Raw genomic sequence first — 18,118 nt, 5'->3', positions numbered from 1 at the left:
CTATAAAGAAGCTTTTTTTATTTATCATTTAACCATGATTTAAGGTTTTATATACCCTCTAGGTTTATTCTCTTTAGAGATATACCTATCACGTAATTTATCTTGTCTTGATTCAGTTGAAACTTGTTCACCATTGATCCATAGCGATTCTACTTTAGAACTTATCTCAAATGGATCTGCACTCCATAAAACCAAATCAGCGGATTTACCAACTGCTATTTCACCAGCGTCCATGTTAAACACATCTGCAACATTTGATGTCATTGCTTTTAATGCACCTTGTTCAGACATGCCATAAGAGATGGCATTACCAGCGTCTAGCCTTAAGTTTTTAGCCATATGGCTGTCGCTGCTAAACAGGATAACTTTAACGCCCGCTTTTTCTAACTCACCGGCTGTCGTTAATGAAGCGTGTAACGAATCAAAACTGCCAGGTAAATTAGAGACCACTTTGATCATGACTGGAATTTCAGAGTTAGCTAATTCAGATTTCACTCTGGCTGCATCTTCGCCACCAGAAATCAGAATGTTAACGCCATACTGTTGTTTAATTTTAATCAACTGTAATAAATCTGACGATCTTGATGCTGATGCAATTAATGGTTTTTCACCGTTTAATAATGCCGTTAGTGTCACTTCTTCATCAGACGGTTCTTTTGCCTTAGCAGGTTTATCACCTTCTTCTTTAGCAGATGCTTGTTCTGCGTCTTTTAGCTTTTTCTGCTGCCCCTTAAGCTTTTCAATTAATTCAATTAAGCTACTTGCTCTTGAATCTTTGCTTGCGCCACCAAAATTAGCAATGACCGCCGTCTTAGTATCAATCACACTGTCAAACTCAGAGTTCATTAATATAGTGAAAGCTTGACCTGGGAATACACTGTCCCAAGAACTAGGCGCGATTAAACTGCGAGTGATGCCACCTTTACGAGCAAATGGAATTAAGGTTGTTTCTGCATTGTATGCATATAATGGATCAAAGTTGATATCCGCTTTTTTAGCACTGCCATCACGAGAACCTGATACCGCACCTACTTCAACTAAACCAAATTGATTCATGGTTGAGATCAAACCCGGTGTTAAAATTTTGCCTTCAGCGTTTATAACCACATCGGCTTTGATTGATGATGGGTTAAGTTCAATGATTTTGCCGTCTTCAAATACAACGCTGGCATTGGTTAATACACCACTATTTCCTGCGGTATAAATGGTGGTATTAGTGATCGCTATTTTTTCTGCCAAAACAGAACAAGAAGTTAATAACGATAAAGCAATTAGAGATGGTTTTAATAATTTCATCATATACTCCTTAGTCTTGACCTAGTAAAAAATCACTTTTAGCTTGATATGCATCGTCATTGATATCAAACACTTTTGCACCATCAATAAATACTTGTTCAGCTTTTGCATAAACACTGAATGGGTTTTGATTCCAGATCACAACATCACCTTGTTTACCGGCTTCTAATGAACCTGTTTTATCATCAATGCCTAATGATTTAGCCGCATTTAACGTTAACCAAGTTATTGCTTTTGCTTCATCAATTTTAAAGCCTGCGTCGTTCGCACGATACATGATTTTTGCCGCTTCTTGATTTAGTCGTTGAATGGTAGTGTCAGAATCAGAATGAACGATGGCACATGAGTTTTGGTAAGAATCGACCACGGCAGCATTCTCTTGGATCATGTCAAAGGCTTCCATTTTAAAGCCCCACCATTCTGGCCACATTGCCGCACACACATTATTTTTAGCTAAGTCATCGGCGATTTTGTACGCCTCAATTGCGTGATGGAATGTACCTGCGTGATAATTAAACTCTTTGGCTAAGTCCATCATCATCGACATTTCTTCTGCTTTATAACAATGATTATGAATTCTTATATCACCGTCTAAAACCCCTTTTAATGTATCCAGGGTTAAGTTACGTTCTGGCGCAACCGGGTTTTTACCTGCTGCGTAATCACGTTCGTATTTTTCCCATTCACGTTTGTATTCAGTAGCATCAACAAATGCATTTCGGTAACCCGCCATGTTACCCATACGAGTTGATGGCGTTATTTTTCTGCTGCCATAAACTCGTTTAGGGTTTTCACCACAGGCCATTTTTAAACCATACGGTGCGTCAGGGAATTTCATGCCTTGCATAGTTGGTGATGGGATATTTTTTAACGTGACGCCACGGCCACCAATTAAGTTACCTGAGCCTGGTAAGATTTGTAACGTCGTAATACCACCAGCTCGTGCAGCTTCAAAACCAGGATCTTGTGGCCAAATTGAATGCTCTACCCACACTTCTGCCGTAACAGGGTTAGTCATTTCGTTGCCATCTTGATGAGACTCAACTGAAGGACTTGGGTATGCACCTAGATGTGAATGCACATCAATGATACCTGGAGTGACAAATTTGCCAGTCCCGTCAATCACTGTGGCGCTGCCGTTTTCAATTTTAGAACCAACGGCTTTAATCACACCATCAACCATTAATACGTCTGAATTAGACAACATTTCTCCGGTGCCCGTTAATACTGTGGCTCCTTTGATTAATATGGTTAATTGTTCCATTGGTTTATAAGTGCTTGGGTATGGATTTTTATTGATACTGACATGTGGATCTTGAGCTTCATTGCCTGAGCAACCAGACAACAGCGCAGCCAATGATATGGCTGTGAAACTTAATGCGAATTTACGCATAACGACATCCTCTTTTTATTATAATATTCCTGACTAAAACAGCAGGTTAAATTGTTGTTATACAATAATTAAAATTATATGCGTTAGCTACAAGAGAATGTCGATAGTTTGCAGGTTTCATAGGAGTAAATTGGCTAAATAAAATTTATCCGAATTTATGGCAATGATAAATCTTGATATTACGATTTTTATGGATGTAACTTTGAAATTTTGGCGGAACGGACGAGACTCACTCTAGCCGCAAAGAATGCGCGCCCCCGCGTGACAGGCCGATGATCTTGATATAAGACGAACCAACTGAACTACCGCTCCGCAGTTGTAGGTTTTACATTTGTTAAAGATGACGGATTTTATTATTGAGAATGAAATATATGATCTGATTTAAACGTTAGCTTTGAGAGTTAATTTAATGCAGGGTGGTAACTTTGAAATGATGGCGGAACGGACGAGACTCAGGCTTTTTATATTAAGAGTGCGACTACGTCGCGAGTTCTTTCGCAACTAAATACTTTGAGAGTATGTTTAACTATGGAGGCAACTTTAAAATGATGGCGGAACGGACGAGGCTCACTCTTAGCCGCAAAGAATGCGACCCCCGACCTGACAGGCCGCTGCTCTTCATAAAAGCCGAACCAACTGAACTACCGCTCCGCATTGGTAGATTTCACATTTGTTAAAGATGACGGATTTTATTTTTGAGAATGAAATATATGATCTGATTTAAACGTTAGCTTTGAGAGTGAATTTAATACAAGGAGATAACTTTGAAATGATGGCGGAACGGACGAGACTCGAACTCGCGACCCCCGGCGTGACAGGCCGGTATTCTAACCAACTGAACTACCGCTCCGCAGTGGTAGGTTTTACATCCGTTGAAGATGGCGGAACAAACGAAACTCTAACTCGGAACCCAACCTGACAGGCCGCTGCTCTTCATAAAAGCCGAACCAACTGAACTACCGCTCCACAGTGGTAGGTTTTACATCCGTTGAAAATGTGATTAAGGGGTATTAATCAATTTTAGATGTTTTCAATAATGTCTCAAAAGTGGCGGAACGGACGAGACTCCTGATCTACCAAAAAAAGTGCGACTTCGTCGCGAGTTAGCTTTGAAAACTAACTCATATTTTTCGTAACTTTTAAACACATCAGTTTAATTCAAAAGTGGCGGAACGGACGAGACTCGAACTCGCGACCCCCGGCGTGACAGGCCGGTATTCTAACCAACTGAACTACCGCTCCAGCTTTTGAACACTTTTAGCATAAACATTAAGTTGTGGAACAGTCATGACCCTAACTCGAAACCCCGACCTGACAGGCCGCTGCTCGTAATAAAAAGTCTAACCAACTGAACTACCGCTCAAGCTTTTGAAAACTTTTAGCATTAACATTAAATGGCGGAACGGACGAGACTCGAACTCGCGACCCCCGGCGTGACAGGCCGGTATTCTAACCAACTGAACTACCGCTCCAGTTTAATGTTTCTTACTAATCACAACTTAGTGTTTTTTAACAAATGACAATATAAGTGGCGGAACGGACGAGACTCGAACTCGCGACCCCCGGCGTGACAGGCCGGTATTCTAACCAACTGAACTACCGCTCCCTGACTTACATGTCGTTAGCTTTGCTAAACAACGGCGCGGATATTAAAGTCTGAAGTCCATACCGTCAACCCTTTTTTTCAGATATCTGTTCAAGTGGTCAATTTCTAATCTTCTGGCAGACTTAAGTCTAAAATATCATCAGATTCATCCACTATTGGCGATTTTTTCTCAGGCTTCTCTTTCTTTGGTTTTTCGACAGTTTCTGGCTCAACTGGCGTTTTTTCTTTTTTCTTTATTAAGCCAGCAAATGGATTTTTAATATTTCTTTTTAATACAAATAACCAGATCACTAAGAAACCAAATGCCAAAATCAACACATTCATTAATATAATTAAAGGTAATGGAAAATCTGGCTCAGGCGGTGCAACTTTTTTTACTACCGTATCCATCTCGGTCATTTCAGGCAATTCAATATATTCAATTTCAGGTTCAACCGTCACAAATTGAAATTCAGGTAAATCTAAATATATTTCACGGCCATCTTTTGTCGTCCCAAACACATCCATTTCAACTTTAAACGTACCAAACTCACCATTAAATATTTCTAAACGACGTTCTTGTAACCCATCAATACTAAATGTTTGTTTATCGCCGTTCGGAAATTTAATAGTCCCTTGAAATAACAAACTTAAGTTGTCCACATATGTATCATCGACATTAAAGGTGACATAGTGATAACGCCCTACTTCACCACTTTCCTCATTAATTTCAGCTGGTATAGCAGTAAAGGACACTGGTGAAGGCAATATTATTACAGGCTCTTGTTCTAACTCACGCGTAAATAACTGCGCGTTAACTCGATAATTAGGTATCCACTCACCATAACCAGTGTCAATTTTATATTCTATTGTAAATACACCATCACGAGGCCTTTCATCGAGACCTTTACCATTATCTAAAAACTCCCCAAACTGATATATGTCTGAACCAAAGTTTTCTTTTTCAGGGTCCTTACTAGGGTATAAACTTGCTTTAAGGGTGATCACTTCATTAAAACTTTTTGCTTTTATCATTTCATTGGCATTAATGACTCTTGCTTCGGCTTTGATGATTTCGTGCTGAAACATGAGTGAAGGAAATAAGTCAGCTTGAAGTTCAATGTCTGATAAAACTAGAATTTTACTGTCCGCTAAGATTCTTCCAACCGCTTGCCACGGTCCTGGCATTGGGTCTTGAAGTTTGATTAAGTCATAACTGATATCAGCGTGCCATTCTATGGTTTTAGCATTGGCATCTTTAGGGTATATCTTTGAACCATCAGGTTGGATTAATACAATAGGTTTAGAGCCGTGTTTTCTAAAAAAAGTAACATAACCTCTTTAACGTGGTAATCCACACGAAAGCGGTTATTTAATATTTTTATTTCATTTTGGCCCTCATAGTTCTTTAGGAACTCGAGCTTTGGTACATTTAATGTTTTGGTTGGATTAACTGGATCGATATTATTAGCGAAACTAGGTAATGCCGCTATAAGCGTTAAAATTAACCAGGCATAAATTATTGAATGTTTCGCCACAAACTTGTTCCACCATTTTCTTCTATTAAAGTTAATCTTGCATCGTGATCTAAGATTTCACTTTCAGTTGCGTAAACCACATTTAAATTTCTTTGTTTCACTATTGTCTGGGTATTATCCGCATTATTTGCGTTTAATAATTGATGAGCCAAATCCATCGCCACTTGTCCACCTGTCATTTGAAGGTAAACATCAGCTAATATTTCCGAGTCTAATAGTGCTCCATGTAACATGCGGTGAGTATTGTCAATTTCATATCGGCGGCATAATGCATCTAAGCTATTTTTTTGGCCCGGATGTTTTTCTCTTGCCATTACTAATGTATCGACCACTGGACAAAAATCTTCAGTTCCAGTCCAGTCTTGCCACAAAGTACCGAACTCGTTATCCATATGCCCAATATCAAATGGTGCATTATGGATCACTAACTCTCCGCCTTTGATATAGTCAAAAAACTCATCCGCTACATCTTTAAACAATGGTTTATCTTTTAGGAATTCATTGGTAATACCATGGACACCAATGGCTTCATCTTCTATCGCCCGTCTAGGATTAATATAAACATGAAAGTTATTACCTGTTAAACGACGGTTTATCATTTCTACACAACCGATCTCAATGATTCTGTGCCCTTGTCTTGGGTCAATACCTGTTGTTTCTGTATCTAAAATTATTTGTCGTTTTGCCATTTTCTTTTCATTTTATTGTTCTTTAACTTCATTATGGAGTATAACCCCTATTTCTTATGAATATCATCTATTTGGAAAATCTTCCTTATGAAATCAGTTCAACTTTTCACAGATGGCTCTTGTTTAGGCAACCCAGGTCCAGGCGGATACGGTGCCCTGCTAATTTATAACGGCAGTAAAAAAGAACTCAGCCAAGGCTATAAAAAAACCACCAACAATCGAATGGAGTTACTTGCTGTAATTAAAGGTTTAGAAGCGTTAAAGCAACCTTGTACATTAGATATCACAACAGACAGTAATTACGTTAAAGATGGCATTACTAAGTGGATTATTAATTGGAAAAAAAATGGCTGGAAAACGGCCGCCAAACAACCCGTTAAAAATGTAGATTTATGGAAAGCGCTTGATGAACAAGTAAAAGGCCATACGATCTCATGGCATTGGGTCAAAGGTCACTCAGGACACCCAGAAAATGAACTTGTTGATGATTTAGCCAGAGATGCGGCCGAATCTAGTAAATTAATCGATGACGTTGGTTTTAAAGGTTAATCTTATTGTTAAATTGAAGAGCCAGCTAATTGCTGGTTTTTTTATGACATATAGGTGAAAAAGCTAAATTTAAATATGGTACTCCCAAAGACAATGTTTGAAAGAGTGAACCCGTGTTACCGCCGTGAAAACTAATCACCTAATAGCTTAAACCTAAACTCTAGACGAAAAAAAACAGCTATTAGCTGGTTTCTTTAATGTGGTACTCCCAAGGCCAATGTTTGAAAGAGTGAACCCCTGTTACCGCCGTGAAAAAACACATCATAAAATTTAAACGAAAAAAACCAGCATAAGCTGGTTTCTTTAATGTGGTACTCCCAAGGCCAATGTTTGAAAGAGTGACCCCCTGTTACCGCCGAGAAAAAAAACATCATAAAATTTAAACGAAAAAAAACCAGCATAAGCTGGTTTCTTTAATGTTACTTCCAAGGCCAGATTATAAGAATGGACCCTAGGGTTCGATATATCTGAACTTAAATGTGGTACTCCCAAGGGGATTCGAACCCCTGTTACCGCCGTGAAAGGGCGGTGTCCTAGGCCTCTAGACGATGGGAGCGTCTTGTTGTCACCTCCCCTACTTATGTAAGGCAAGTAACTGAACTTGGCCATTTGAAGCTGTATTCTCAAGTTCAGATTAATATTAGTAACCCGTAGGTACGAAAGCATCTGAAACTTGAAGTGGTACTCCCAAGGGGATTCGAACCCCTGTTACCGCCGTGAAAGGGCGGTGTCCTAGGCCTCTAGACGATGGGAGCACTAGGTACTTCAAATTAGTTTTAATAATTACACTTTTAACATCAAAATTAAATTAGCGACCCTAAGGTTAGCAATTTTCTTAACTTAAAAGTGGTACTCCCAAGGCCAGATTTGTATTTGCGAACCCAAGGATTCGAAAGCATCTTTTCTTAAAAGTGGTACTCCCAAGGGGATTCGAACCCCTGTTACCGCCGTGAAAGGGCGGTGTCCTAGGCCTCTAGACGATGGGAGCACAGGACAATTAAAACTTTTATAAGAAATGGTACTCCCAAGGGGATTCGAACCCCTGTTACCGCCGTGAAAGGGCGGTGTCCTAGGCCTCTAGACGATGGGAGCACTATGGACTTATTAAATATCAAAACGTTGGTGGAGCTAAGCGGGATCGAACCGCTGACCTCAACACTGCCAGTGTTGCGCTCTCCCAGCTGAGCTATAGCCCCGCTGTTTTGATATGCATTTGAAACAATATATTGCCTCAAACGCGGGGCGCATTCTATGCATTCACTATGAATGCGTCAACCCTTATTTTAATAAAAATGTATTTTATTGGACTGACTGCCTATTTTTTTACAAACAGGTTAAAATTAATTCTAAATACGTGAATTTATGCCTTTAAATAGCAAAAGCCAGCTTTTAGGCTGGCTTTTATTTATTAATTTAACTTGTTCCTATTGAGCCGCTTCACGTGCCGCTATATAAGCTAATGCATCACTAATTCGACTAATCACTTTACTTTTATCTAACAAAACCAAAGTGACATCAAGTGATGGTGAGTTACCGCCTCCCGTTACCGCAACTCTAAGTGGCATCCCAACTTTACCCATGCCAACCTCCAGTTCCTCTGCGGTAGCGTTAATTGCACTTTGTATATTATCAGCAGTCCAATCAACAATCGCTTCTAGTTTCTGCTGAGCTAATACTAACGCATCTTTCGCTACGGGACGTAAATGTTTCTTCGCTGCTTTTTCATCAAACTGTGCAAAGTCTTGGTAGAAATAGGTACTGATCTCTGCCATTTCTTTTAGGGTTTTAACCCTTTCAGCTTGAATTTCAACGATAGACTCTAATTTAGGACCATTAGTTGTATCAACACCTTGATTAGTAAAGTGCCAAACAAGGTGACTTGCTACTTCAGAAGCTGGCAAGTTTTTCATGTATTCTTGGTTCATCCAATTTAATTTTTCAGTATTAAATGCAGATGCTGATTTGTTGATATCTTTAATATCAAACAAATTAAACAATTCATCTTGTGTAAATATTTCTTGGTCGCCATGAGACCAGCCTAAGCGAACTAAATAATTAATTAACGCTTGAGGTAAATAACCATCATCGCGGTATTGCATCACCCCTACTGCGCCATGACGTTTTGATAATTTCTTACCATCATCGCCTAAAATCATAGAACAATGTGCATAAGTTGGGACGGTTGCACCAAACGCTTCAAAAATATTAATTTGCTTAGCAGTATTAATTAAATGATCTTCACCACGAACGACATGGCTCATACCCATTTGCCAATCATCAATAACAACACAGAAATTATAGGTTGGACTACCATCAGTTCGTAGAATGATCATGTCATCCATTTCAGAGTTTGAAATTTCCATTTCACCACGAATTGCATCAGTCCATTTAACTGAGCCATCTTTTGGATTTCTAAAGCGAACAACATAAGGTGCATCTGCTGATGGAGCTTCTGCACCATGGCTACATTTACCATCATACTCTGTACGCTGGCCATTACTTTCTTGTTCTGCACGTAAAGCATCCAAACGTTCTTTAGTGCAATAACATTTATATGCTTTATCTTGGTTAACTAACGTTTGTACATACTCTTTATACAAGTCAAAACGTTTAGTTTGGTAAAAGATCTCGCCATCCCCTTCCATTCCTAACCATTGCATACCATCTAAAATAGCTTGAACCGCTTCAGGAGTTGAGCGTTCCAAATCGGTATCTTCTATTCGTAAAATAAATTTACCGTTATTGCGTTTAGCATATAACCAAGAATATAAAGCAGTACGAGCACCACCAACATGTAAATAACCAGTTGGGCTAGGAGCAAAACGAGTGACAACAGACATAGAATGTTCCAACAAAAATGAAATGATATAAATTTGCGCGTATTCTATAGAAAACTTCCTACTATAAACAGTAGGAAATTCTATAAATGAGGTGAATATGAACTACTGGTTATTCAAATCTGAGCCTGACGATTACAGCTTGCTTGATTTAAAAAATGATAAAAACAGCACAGTACGTTGGGATGGCATCCGAAACTATCAGGCTCGAAACTTATTAAGAGATGAAATAAAAGTGGGCGATCAGGTATTATTTTATCACTCTAGTTGTAAAAACATTGGAGTGGCAGGAACGGCTAAAGTGGTATCTAGCCCTTACCCTGACCCATTACAATTTAATCCTGAATCAAAATATTACGACCCTAAATCAAAACCTGAATCGCCACGTTGGGTCAGTTTGGATATTCAATATCAGCAAGAGTTTATTAAGTTTGTACCTTTAGCATTAATTAAAGCCACAAAAGCATTAGAGGAGATGGTTTTAGTCAAAAGAGGCCGACTTTCTATTCAACCTGTCACTGAGGCGGAGTGGAATATCATTATGAAAATGGCAAAGCTCGTCTAAATTTCAAACATATTTTATAAATATCAAACGCTTTGTCTAAGATTTAACCGAACAGTAAAAAAGTTTTAAATTATAGTTGACTCTAATTAAGGTCTCCCTATAATACGCCCCCACAGAAGCAGCGCAGTTAGTTGTTATGTATCGATGAAGTTGGGCGGTTAGCTCAGCTGGGAGAGCATCGCCCTTACAAGGCGAGGGTCACTGGTTCGAGCCCAGTACCGCCCACCAAATTATTTTCCCGAATAATTTGTATCAGCTTCATCAGTATTTAGGTTGGGCGGTTAGCTCAGCTGGGAGAGCATCGCCCTTACAAGGCGAGGGTCACTGGTTCGAGCCCAGTACCGCCCACCAATCTAAATAAAATAGTTGTTTTGGCTATTAGTCCTCTACCCAAGAGACACTAACCCAAATAACTAAAAAGAACTCCTGAAAGTGGGCGGTTAGCTCAGCTGGGAGAGCATCGCCCTTACAAGGCGAGGGTCACTGGTTCGAGCCCAGTACCGCCCACCACTTTCAAACTAAGCGATACCTCTAAAAAGTAAAATACAATTAACCCATTCTAAAATTATATTTTTATACGATTCGAAATGGTTCGAGCCGCTAATACAAGAGCAGCGCCCACCACTTTCAAACTAAGCGATACCTCTAAAAAGTAAAATACAACTAACCCATTATAAAATTATATTTTTATACGATTCGAAATGGTTCGTGCCGCTAATACAAAAGCAGCGCCCACCACTTTCACTTAATACATCCTAACTATATTATTACTTCAAGAATTACTGGTTCGAGCACGCTAACACAGCATGCCCCACCACTTTCAAACTAGTCAATACTTTCTAAATTCTAAAAAACATTATTCGAAATGGTTCGAGCCCGCTAATCCAAGAGCAGCGCCCATCTATTTTAAACCAACCACTAATTTCAATTACACTCTAATTAGTAAATGATATTCTTTACATTCATGCGTTGTGATTAGTGTTCTAAACCAACCGATTCAATAGTACTTTGCACTAACGACGATTTACAATTAGTAAAAATATCCATACATAATGCAACTCGTTATTTAATCCCCTATCCTTTTATTTACCAGTGATTTAATGCACATTACGCCTCTTTTTTGTCTTTCTAATATCGTTAGGAAAATATATGAATACGGCTCTTACTGAAGAACAGCAGATGATCCAAGACACGGCTCGTCAATTTGCACAGAATGAATTACTGCCTAACGCAGCCAAATTAGATCAAGGTGATGGACAAGATATCTTATTAAACAACCTTAAACAGCTGGCTGAGTTAGGGTTTATGGGGTTAAGTATAAATGGCGAGTATGGTGGCACTGAAGCTGGTAGTGTTGCATTTAGTTTAGCCATCACTGAAATTGCCAAAGGTTGTGCTTCGACTGCGGTTACTACATCAGTAACAAACATGGTTGCAGAAGTAGTACAGGCTGTTGGTAATGAAGAACAAAAACAAAAATACATCACCAAAATATGCTCAGGTGAATACCCAGCAGCAGGCTTTTGTTTGACCGAAGTAGAAGCCGGAAGCGACCCTGCTGGCATGAAAACAAGCGCAATCAAAGACGGTGACGAATACATCTTAAATGGTTCCAAAATGTTTATCACCAGTGCTGAATATGCAGGTGTATTTGTTGTCTGGGCAGTGACTGATGCAACGGCGAAAAAAGGCAAAGGCATTTCTTGTTTCTTAGTGGAGAATGGTACACCGGGATTAATCGTGGGGCCTGCTGAGCATAAAATGGGACAAAAGGCATCAGCCACCAATGAAGTACGTTTTGAAGATTGTCGTATTCCAGCATCCGCGTTAATGGGTAAAGAAAACGATGGCTTTAGAGTTGCGGTTGCCGAATTAGCTGGCGGTCGAATTGGAATTGGCTCTTTAGCCTTAGGCATTGGTTTGGCTGCGATGGATTATGCCCGTGATTATATTTCACAGCGTAAACAATTCGACCAAGAATTATCTAAATTCCAAGGGTTACAATGGATATTAGCAGACCGCTATACCGACTTAGAAGCGGCAAGATTATTGTTAATGAATGCTGCTTGCCTGAAAGAACAAGGCCAAGCATTTTCTAAACAAGCTTCCATGGCTAAGTTATTTGCATCAGAAAAAGCCAATATCGCCTGTTACGATGCATTACAAATGTTGGGTGGTTACGGGTATATTAAAGAATACCCACTAGAACGGTTAACTCGTGATGTCAGAATCACTTCAATTTATGAAGGTACCAGCGAGATACAACGTATTGTTATCGCTAGAGAATTATTAAAAGAAATTGCCTAATTAAAATATTGAATACTCATAGGATAAATTATGGATTTACAAAATAAAGTTGCGGTTGTTACCGGTGGAGCATCAGGTCTTGGAAGAGCAACCTGTGATCAATTAGTAGCACAAGGCATTAAAGTTGCGATATTTGACTTAAATGAAGACGCGGCAAAACAAGCGGTTGCCGAATTAGGTGAAAACAATGCGATGTATCAAATTGTGGATGTCACCGACGAAACATCGACTGAACAAGCTTTTGAAAAGGTAATAGCACATTATCAAGCTATTCACATTTGTGTGAATTGTGCAGGTATTGCCCCCGCAGCTAAAGTATTAAACCGTGATGGCGACCCTATGCCATTATCAAAATTTGCACAAGCCATTAACATTAATTTGATTGGCACCTTTAATGTTGCTCGTCTTGCTGCATTTTACATGGCTAAAAATGAAGTAATGGGTGAAGCACTCGAACGTGGGGTTATTATCAATACAGCGTCTGTTGCTGGTTATGAAGGTCAAATGGGTCAAGCGGCCTATGCTGCAAGTAAAGGTGGCATTATATCTTTAAGTTTACCTATGGCGCGTGATCTCGCTAAAACCGGGATTCGAGTCAATGCGATTGCACCTGGAATAATGGGAACGCCAATGTTGTTAGGCATGCCTGATAATGTTCAAGAAAGTTTAGTTTCAAACATACAATTCCCTAAACGTATGGGCTTACCAAAAGAGTTTGGTGATCTTGTGGTACATATTGCAAGTAATGCTTATATAAATGGCGAAGCGATTAGACTCGATGGCGCTATTCGTATGCAACCGAGATAGTTTGAAGGCTTTAAGGTTTGAGCTATAAGCCTGTAAAGTATTGAGGTTTTATATGGAATAGCCTACTTGTTTATTTATGTAGGCTATTTCATACAAACAATTAAAGTTAAACCTGAGCGGTTTTAAATAACTGTTTAAAGTTATTGGTCGTCACTTCAGCCACTTCCTCTACAGAGACACCTTTTAACCCAGCAATAAACTCAGCTACATGTTTCACATAGGCAGGTTGATTTTGTTTACCACGGTGCGGCGCAGGCGCTAAATAAGGCGAGTCAGTTTCAATTAATAATCTATCCAGTGGGATTTTTTTCACTACATCTTGTAGTTCTACTGCATTTTTAAACGTCACAATGCCAGAAATAGATATATAAAAATTAATATCTAATGCGGCTTTTGCCATTTCCCAGTTTTCAGTAAAACAATGCAAAACGCCTTGGCACTTATCTGCATGATTACTTTTTAAAATATCTATTGTGTCTTTGCGGGCATCTCGAGTATGAACAATGAGCGGCTTATCTAACTGATTCGCTACATCTATGTGGTGTTCAAAAGAAGCTTGTTGCTCTTTAATGCTGTCTTTTGAATAATAATAATCCAAACCAGTTTCACCAATAGCTACCACTCTAGGTTGGTCTGCTAACGTTTTTAATTGCTCGAGTGTGTATTCTTTATCTTCACCAACATGTAATGGGTGAACCCCACAAGAGAACGATACGTTATTATACCCCTGTGCTTTTTCAAACATAGAAGGAAATTGATCCATTGAAATCGCAACACATAATAAGTGTTGTACGTCTGCTTGCTCGGCATTTTTGATTAATTGTTCAAAATTTATCTTTTCTTTTTCAAGGTCTATTCTGTCTAAATGACAATGAGAGTCTATTAATTGCATCGTATTCATAACCAATTGGAAAATATCTGTTGATGCAATTATCCATCAAATAAAACTATAAACCTAGCCCTTCCTTTAAAAATACACGTTACAGCGATAAATCATATTCACAATCGGTTATTTTCTTTAACGATATAATCGATAATACACTTTACAGACCGCTCGGTCGGTTTTATACTCCACACACTTTCAAAACGCACTTAAATTCAGAATTAAATTAACGAAGGAGGCTCCATGTTAAAAACTCTAACATTCATATTTAGCTTAACGGCTACGACATTATTGTCCACTTCAAGTCATGCTGTATCGATAGATTCAAGCTCTCCTTATTTAATGATTAAGAGTGTTGGCGAACAAGTTTTTCAATCCGTTGGCGAAGCTAAAGCCAAAGCCCAAATCAATGAAAAAACAATGCAAGCCATTATAGAATCAACCTTGATGCCTTACATTGATGTTACTTTTGCATCATATAAAATTCTGGGCCCACAGTTAAAAAAGACCAGCAAAGAACAACGTGAAGGTTTTGTTGAAGCGATGACTGTTAACCTTATCAAAACCTATTCATCTGCATTATCTCAATACAATAACCAAACGGTTAGATACGAAGCAGATAGAAATGTGGGTGATAAAAGTATGATCGACATTAAAACTGAATTAGTTTCTAACGACGCTCAACCTATTAATATGATCTTCAAGTTACGCAAAAACAGTAAAACAGGTGAATGGAAAGCATATGATTTAATCGTTGAAGGTATTAGCTTGATAGATGCTAAACGCTCTGAGTTATCTAAACCTTTACGAGTTAACGGCATTGATTACGTAACGAATATGTTAGTTAACTAACCCTCTTCTCGTCCCTCCTATTTGAATACTTGATTCAAAGACGATTGGTTTGCCGGCTGTTATAGCCGGCTTTTTTATAAATAATATTATCAACCTTCTATACCTCTTATATTAGTAACCTCTTTTAAGTTTAATGACGTTATTTACCACCAAACCTCACATAAAATAGTCACTCAAATAACAATGCGATTTATTGTGGTGATCAAAAAACACATAAGATATAAATAATTTGTTGGATATTTACTCAGCACTTGTTAACTTACTAAAATAATAACAATAAAAAAAGGTGGTTATTAATGGATGTAACTCAAAACATGACAGAAATTGATGGAATTAAAGCGGTACTGCTTAGCGCTGAAGATATTAATTTAGCTGCATCACTATTATTTGTCTCATATCATGACGACCCTGTATTTTTAGATATCTTTCAACATAGCAAACCCGATTATGATCAACGATTACGTGGAGCAATTCGAGAAGAACTGGCCACATTCTGGAATACTCAACAACCTATGATTGGCTTATTCTCAGGCAAACATTTATTAGGCGTAGCTTGTCTAATCGAACCGCAAACCGGATTGGAACCTGAACGATTTTGGCACTGGCGTTTAAAAATGATGTTAAATGCGGGTTACTTAAGCACCCAGAGTATGATTGAAAAAGAAAAGCGTGTCGCGGCTGCTATTCCACATGAGCATTATCATTTATTAACCTTTATCGCGATCCACCCAGACCACCAGCAACATGGTTTAGGCCATTATTTAATTAAAGCGGTAGATACAATTGTGGATGAAAATCCTATCACCGAAGGTGTTGCTGTGTTTGTCACTAAAGAAAAGAACCAGGCTTTATTTAATGACGATAATTACAAAAAGTTAGATACCATCAAGGTGGGTGAAGTTACCGGTACATTAATGTTTAGAGATAAATAATATGACTGATACTAAAATTAATTCGTTTAACGAATTTTATCCAATGTACTTAAGAGAACATAGTAATCCTGTATGCAGAGCGCTTCATTACATCGGTAGTTTTCTTGTACTTGTAGTGCTGTATATTGCACTAACCACGAGTGAATATAAGTTATTATGGCTATTACCAGTTATAGGTTATGGCTTTGCTTGGGTAGGACACTTTTTTATCGAGAAAAATAGACCTGCAACTTTCACTTACCCGTTTTATAGCTTCATTGGGGATTGGGTAATGTTAAAAGACTTTTTAACAGGACAGATCTCAAATAAATTAAAAGATGCAGGGGTCTCTCTGTAATAATTTTTATCAGACAAAGATGTCTAGATGCTCTACGCCATCTTTGTCTTTAAATTTACCTTTTCCTTTTGGCTCTTCTTTCTCTTCCTTTTGTTGTTGCTCGTTGCCCTTTTGATTTTTGCTTTCTTGTTTGGCTGAGCTTGGATCGTCATCTTCTACACGTTTTAACCCTGCATCTTTAGGTGCCTTATCGACATGATAGGCATCTTTTTTGTCGGGTTCGTTAGGTATTGGCCTTGCCATTACATTGTATAAAATATCAACCATCTCTCTTCTCAAACTTTTGTGTAAAACAAATCAAACTGTTATCTTATAGATAGTATACTTTTACTCGCATTATTGTACATTTATCGACCAATATACTATTTGGTTTAATATATTTCAGTTTAGTTCTAAAAAAATGGTTGCAATAATTTCGTTCTCGGCATAATTTGAATAATAACTCTAAATAAGCAAAAGAAATAAACATTATGAAAACTAACATGAACTGGCATCATCATCATTTTCCATCGAGATAGTTTTCAGCTTATTTCGCTGGTGGCTATTTGAAATTAGAAGCCTCCACGCAAAAATAAAATAAAACCCTGGAGGCCAATCTTCGGGGTTTTTTTCGTTTTAAACATATAAAAAATTGGACAATCAAATGACAGACTCAACAAGACTAAGAATTGCAGTACAAAAGAAAGGTAGATTAAGTGATGAGTCACTTAAATTATTAAAAGCGATTGGCGTAAAACTTTCTATTCGTGACCGTTTATTAATCGCACACTCAACTAACCTTCCTATTGATTTATTATTAGTACGTGACGATGACATTCCAGGTCTTGTAATGGACGGCATTGCTGACTTAGGTTTCATTGGTGAAAACGAGTTAGAAGAAAAAATGTTAGAGCGACAAGCGGCTAATGAACCTGCAGAATATCAATTATTAAAACGTTTAGAGTATGGTGGTTGTCGTTTATCAATCGCAGTACCAAATGAGTTCGATTATAAAGGTTTAGAATCATTTGAAGGCAAACGTATTGCTACTACCTACCCACAGCTTCTAAAACGTTACTTACAAGAAAATAACGTAAATGCCTCTCCGGTTATGTTAACCGGTTCTGTTGAAGTTGCACCAAGAGCAGGTATCGCGGATGCAATATGTGACTTAGTTTCTACTGGTGCCACTTTAGAAGCTAACGGCTTATATGAAGCAATTGAAATCTTCCAATCAAAAGCCGTATTAATTCAAAAAGATGGTGCATTAGAAGAAAACAAACAAGAACTTGTTGATACCCTACTTCCTAGAATAAATGGTGTTATGCAAGCAAAAGAGTCTAAATACATCATGTTGCACGCGCCAAAAGCAAAACTAGAGCAAGTGAAAGACTTATTACCGGGTGCTGAAAACCCAACGGTTCTACCATTATCTGGTAATGACGACCAAGTGGCTATCCACGTTGTAAGTAAAGAAAACTTATTCTGGGTAACGATGGAACAATTAAAACAACTTGGTTGTACTTCAATACTTGTTATGCCAATTGAAAAAATGATGGGGTAAACCTC

At 38.3% G+C, this 18,118-nt stretch carries 14 protein-coding genes, 12 tRNA genes and 1 pseudogene; 11 read left to right on the top strand and 16 right to left on the bottom strand.

Translation table 11 applies throughout. The features are described from left to right. Nucleotides 1-39 precede the first annotated feature (39 nt). The 8 genes and pseudogenes from RT723_RS00195 to dnaQ form a co-directional block, all read right to left on the bottom strand. Nucleotides 40-1,296, bottom strand: a complete 1,257-nt coding sequence (locus RT723_RS00195) for an amidohydrolase family protein (RefSeq protein WP_428983561.1) — start codon at nt 1,294-1,296, stop codon at nt 40-42. Nucleotides 1,297-1,306: 10 nt separating this feature from the next. Beyond that, nucleotides 1,307-2,689: an amidohydrolase gene (locus tag RT723_RS00190; protein ID WP_315945424.1), complete on the bottom strand. Its 1,383-nt coding sequence runs from the start codon at nt 2,687-2,689 to the stop codon at nt 1,307-1,309. 773 nt (nt 2,690-3,462) lie between these two features. Beyond that, nucleotides 3,463-3,539 (bottom strand) — tRNA-Asp (locus RT723_RS00185). 315 nt (nt 3,540-3,854) lie between these two features. Then, nucleotides 3,855-3,931, bottom strand: a tRNA-Asp gene (locus RT723_RS00180). A 153-nt stretch (nt 3,932-4,084) separates the two neighbouring features. Next, nucleotides 4,085-4,161, bottom strand: a tRNA-Asp gene (locus RT723_RS00175). Nucleotides 4,162-4,218: 57 nt separating this feature from the next. Further along, a tRNA-Asp gene (locus tag RT723_RS00170) sits at nt 4,219-4,295 on the bottom strand. A gap of 105 nt (nt 4,296-4,400) precedes the next feature. Next, nucleotides 4,401-5,588: pseudogene (locus RT723_RS00165) on the bottom strand (TIGR03503 family protein); the annotation flags it as partial. Nucleotides 5,589-5,793: 205 nt separating this feature from the next. After that, nucleotides 5,794-6,501: a DNA polymerase III subunit epsilon gene (gene dnaQ, locus RT723_RS00160; protein ID WP_315945423.1), complete on the bottom strand. Its 708-nt coding sequence runs from the start codon at nt 6,499-6,501 to the stop codon at nt 5,794-5,796. Between the two features lie 87 nt (nt 6,502-6,588). Between dnaQ and rnhA the strand changes: the two genes are divergently transcribed. Then, nucleotides 6,589-7,050 carry a ribonuclease HI gene (rnhA, locus tag RT723_RS00155; RefSeq protein WP_315945422.1) on the top strand — a complete coding sequence of 154 codons (462 nt, stop codon included), beginning with the start codon at nt 6,589-6,591 and terminating at the stop codon, nt 7,048-7,050. A 480-nt stretch (nt 7,051-7,530) separates the two neighbouring features. Here the strand turns inward: rnhA and RT723_RS00150 are convergent. The 6 genes from RT723_RS00150 to gltX all read right to left on the bottom strand — a co-directional run bounded on the left by RT723_RS00150 (nt 7,531) and on the right by gltX (nt 9,890). Then, nucleotides 7,531-7,606 (bottom strand) — tRNA-Glu (locus tag RT723_RS00150). Nucleotides 7,607-7,729: 123 nt separating this feature from the next. Then, nucleotides 7,730-7,805: transfer RNA gene (locus tag RT723_RS00145), tRNA-Glu, on the bottom strand. A gap of 157 nt (nt 7,806-7,962) precedes the next feature. Beyond that, nucleotides 7,963-8,038, bottom strand: a tRNA-Glu gene (locus RT723_RS00140). A 28-nt stretch (nt 8,039-8,066) separates the two neighbouring features. Beyond that, a tRNA-Glu gene (locus RT723_RS00135) sits at nt 8,067-8,142 on the bottom strand. Between the two features lie 28 nt (nt 8,143-8,170). Then, a tRNA-Ala gene (locus tag RT723_RS00130) sits at nt 8,171-8,246 on the bottom strand. A 228-nt stretch (nt 8,247-8,474) separates the two neighbouring features. After that, entirely contained in the window at nt 8,475-9,890 is a 1,416-nt protein-coding gene (gene gltX / locus RT723_RS00125; RefSeq protein WP_315945421.1) for a glutamate--tRNA ligase, read from the bottom strand. Between the two features lie 97 nt (nt 9,891-9,987). Here gltX and RT723_RS00120 point away from each other — a divergent pair, with 97 nt between their 5' ends. From RT723_RS00120 to RT723_RS00095, 6 genes are all read left to right on the top strand, one after another. Continuing rightward, nucleotides 9,988-10,452 carry an EVE domain-containing protein gene (locus RT723_RS00120; RefSeq protein WP_315945420.1) on the top strand — a complete coding sequence of 155 codons (465 nt, stop codon included), beginning with the start codon at nt 9,988-9,990 and terminating at the stop codon, nt 10,450-10,452. Between the two features lie 152 nt (nt 10,453-10,604). Beyond that, nucleotides 10,605-10,680: transfer RNA gene (locus RT723_RS00115), tRNA-Val, on the top strand. A 47-nt stretch (nt 10,681-10,727) separates the two neighbouring features. Then, nucleotides 10,728-10,803 (top strand) — tRNA-Val (locus RT723_RS00110). Nucleotides 10,804-10,886: 83 nt separating this feature from the next. Then, nucleotides 10,887-10,962: transfer RNA gene (locus RT723_RS00105), tRNA-Val, on the top strand. Between the two features lie 639 nt (nt 10,963-11,601). Next, nucleotides 11,602-12,759 (top strand): acyl-CoA dehydrogenase family protein, encoded by a 1,158-nt coding sequence (locus RT723_RS00100; RefSeq protein WP_315945419.1) that lies wholly within the window; start codon nt 11,602-11,604, stop codon nt 12,757-12,759. Nucleotides 12,760-12,789: 30 nt separating this feature from the next. After that, nucleotides 12,790-13,566, top strand: coding sequence for an SDR family NAD(P)-dependent oxidoreductase (locus RT723_RS00095; RefSeq protein ID WP_315945418.1), 777 nt, complete (start codon nt 12,790-12,792; stop codon nt 13,564-13,566). A 106-nt stretch (nt 13,567-13,672) separates the two neighbouring features. On the opposite strand, the gene RT723_RS00090 is transcribed toward RT723_RS00095, so the two are convergent. Further along, complete coding sequence (locus RT723_RS00090; protein WP_315945417.1) at nt 13,673-14,458, bottom strand: TatD family hydrolase; 786 nt, start codon at nt 14,456-14,458, stop codon at nt 13,673-13,675. Between the two features lie 234 nt (nt 14,459-14,692). On the opposite strand from RT723_RS00090, the gene RT723_RS00085 reads away from it, so the two are divergent. The 3 genes from RT723_RS00085 (at nt 14,693) to RT723_RS00075 (ending at nt 16,570) form a co-directional block, all read left to right on the top strand. Continuing rightward, a complete protein-coding gene (locus RT723_RS00085) occupies nt 14,693-15,301 on the top strand; it encodes an MlaC/ttg2D family ABC transporter substrate-binding protein (protein WP_315945416.1) in 609 nt (202 codons plus the stop codon). 296 nt (nt 15,302-15,597) lie between these two features. Continuing rightward, nucleotides 15,598-16,233, top strand: a complete 636-nt coding sequence (locus RT723_RS00080; RefSeq protein ID WP_216055482.1) for a GNAT family N-acetyltransferase — start codon at nt 15,598-15,600, stop codon at nt 16,231-16,233. Nucleotide 16,234: 1 nt separating this feature from the next. Further along, complete coding sequence (locus tag RT723_RS00075; protein WP_315945415.1) at nt 16,235-16,570, top strand: Mpo1-like protein; 336 nt, start codon at nt 16,235-16,237, stop codon at nt 16,568-16,570. Nucleotides 16,571-16,579: 9 nt separating this feature from the next. Here the strand turns inward: RT723_RS00075 and RT723_RS00070 are convergent, their stop codons facing one another. Further along, nucleotides 16,580-16,849 carry a hypothetical protein gene (locus RT723_RS00070; protein ID WP_315945414.1) on the bottom strand — a complete coding sequence of 90 codons (270 nt, stop codon included), beginning with the start codon at nt 16,847-16,849 and terminating at the stop codon, nt 16,580-16,582. A 364-nt stretch (nt 16,850-17,213) separates the two neighbouring features. On the opposite strand from RT723_RS00070, the gene hisG reads away from it, so the two are divergent. Next, on the top strand, nt 17,214-18,113 hold the full coding sequence (hisG, locus tag RT723_RS00065) for an ATP phosphoribosyltransferase (protein ID WP_315945413.1): 900 nt from the start codon (nt 17,214-17,216) through the stop codon (nt 18,111-18,113). The last annotated feature ends 5 nt before the right edge of the window (nt 18,114-18,118 follow it).

The sequence above is a fragment of the Psychrosphaera aquimarina genome (assembly GCF_032461525.1).
GTDB classification, from domain to species: Bacteria; Pseudomonadota; Gammaproteobacteria; order Enterobacterales; family Alteromonadaceae; genus Psychrosphaera; species Psychrosphaera aquimarina.
This window is presented reverse-complemented; position numbering and strand designations above follow the sequence as displayed.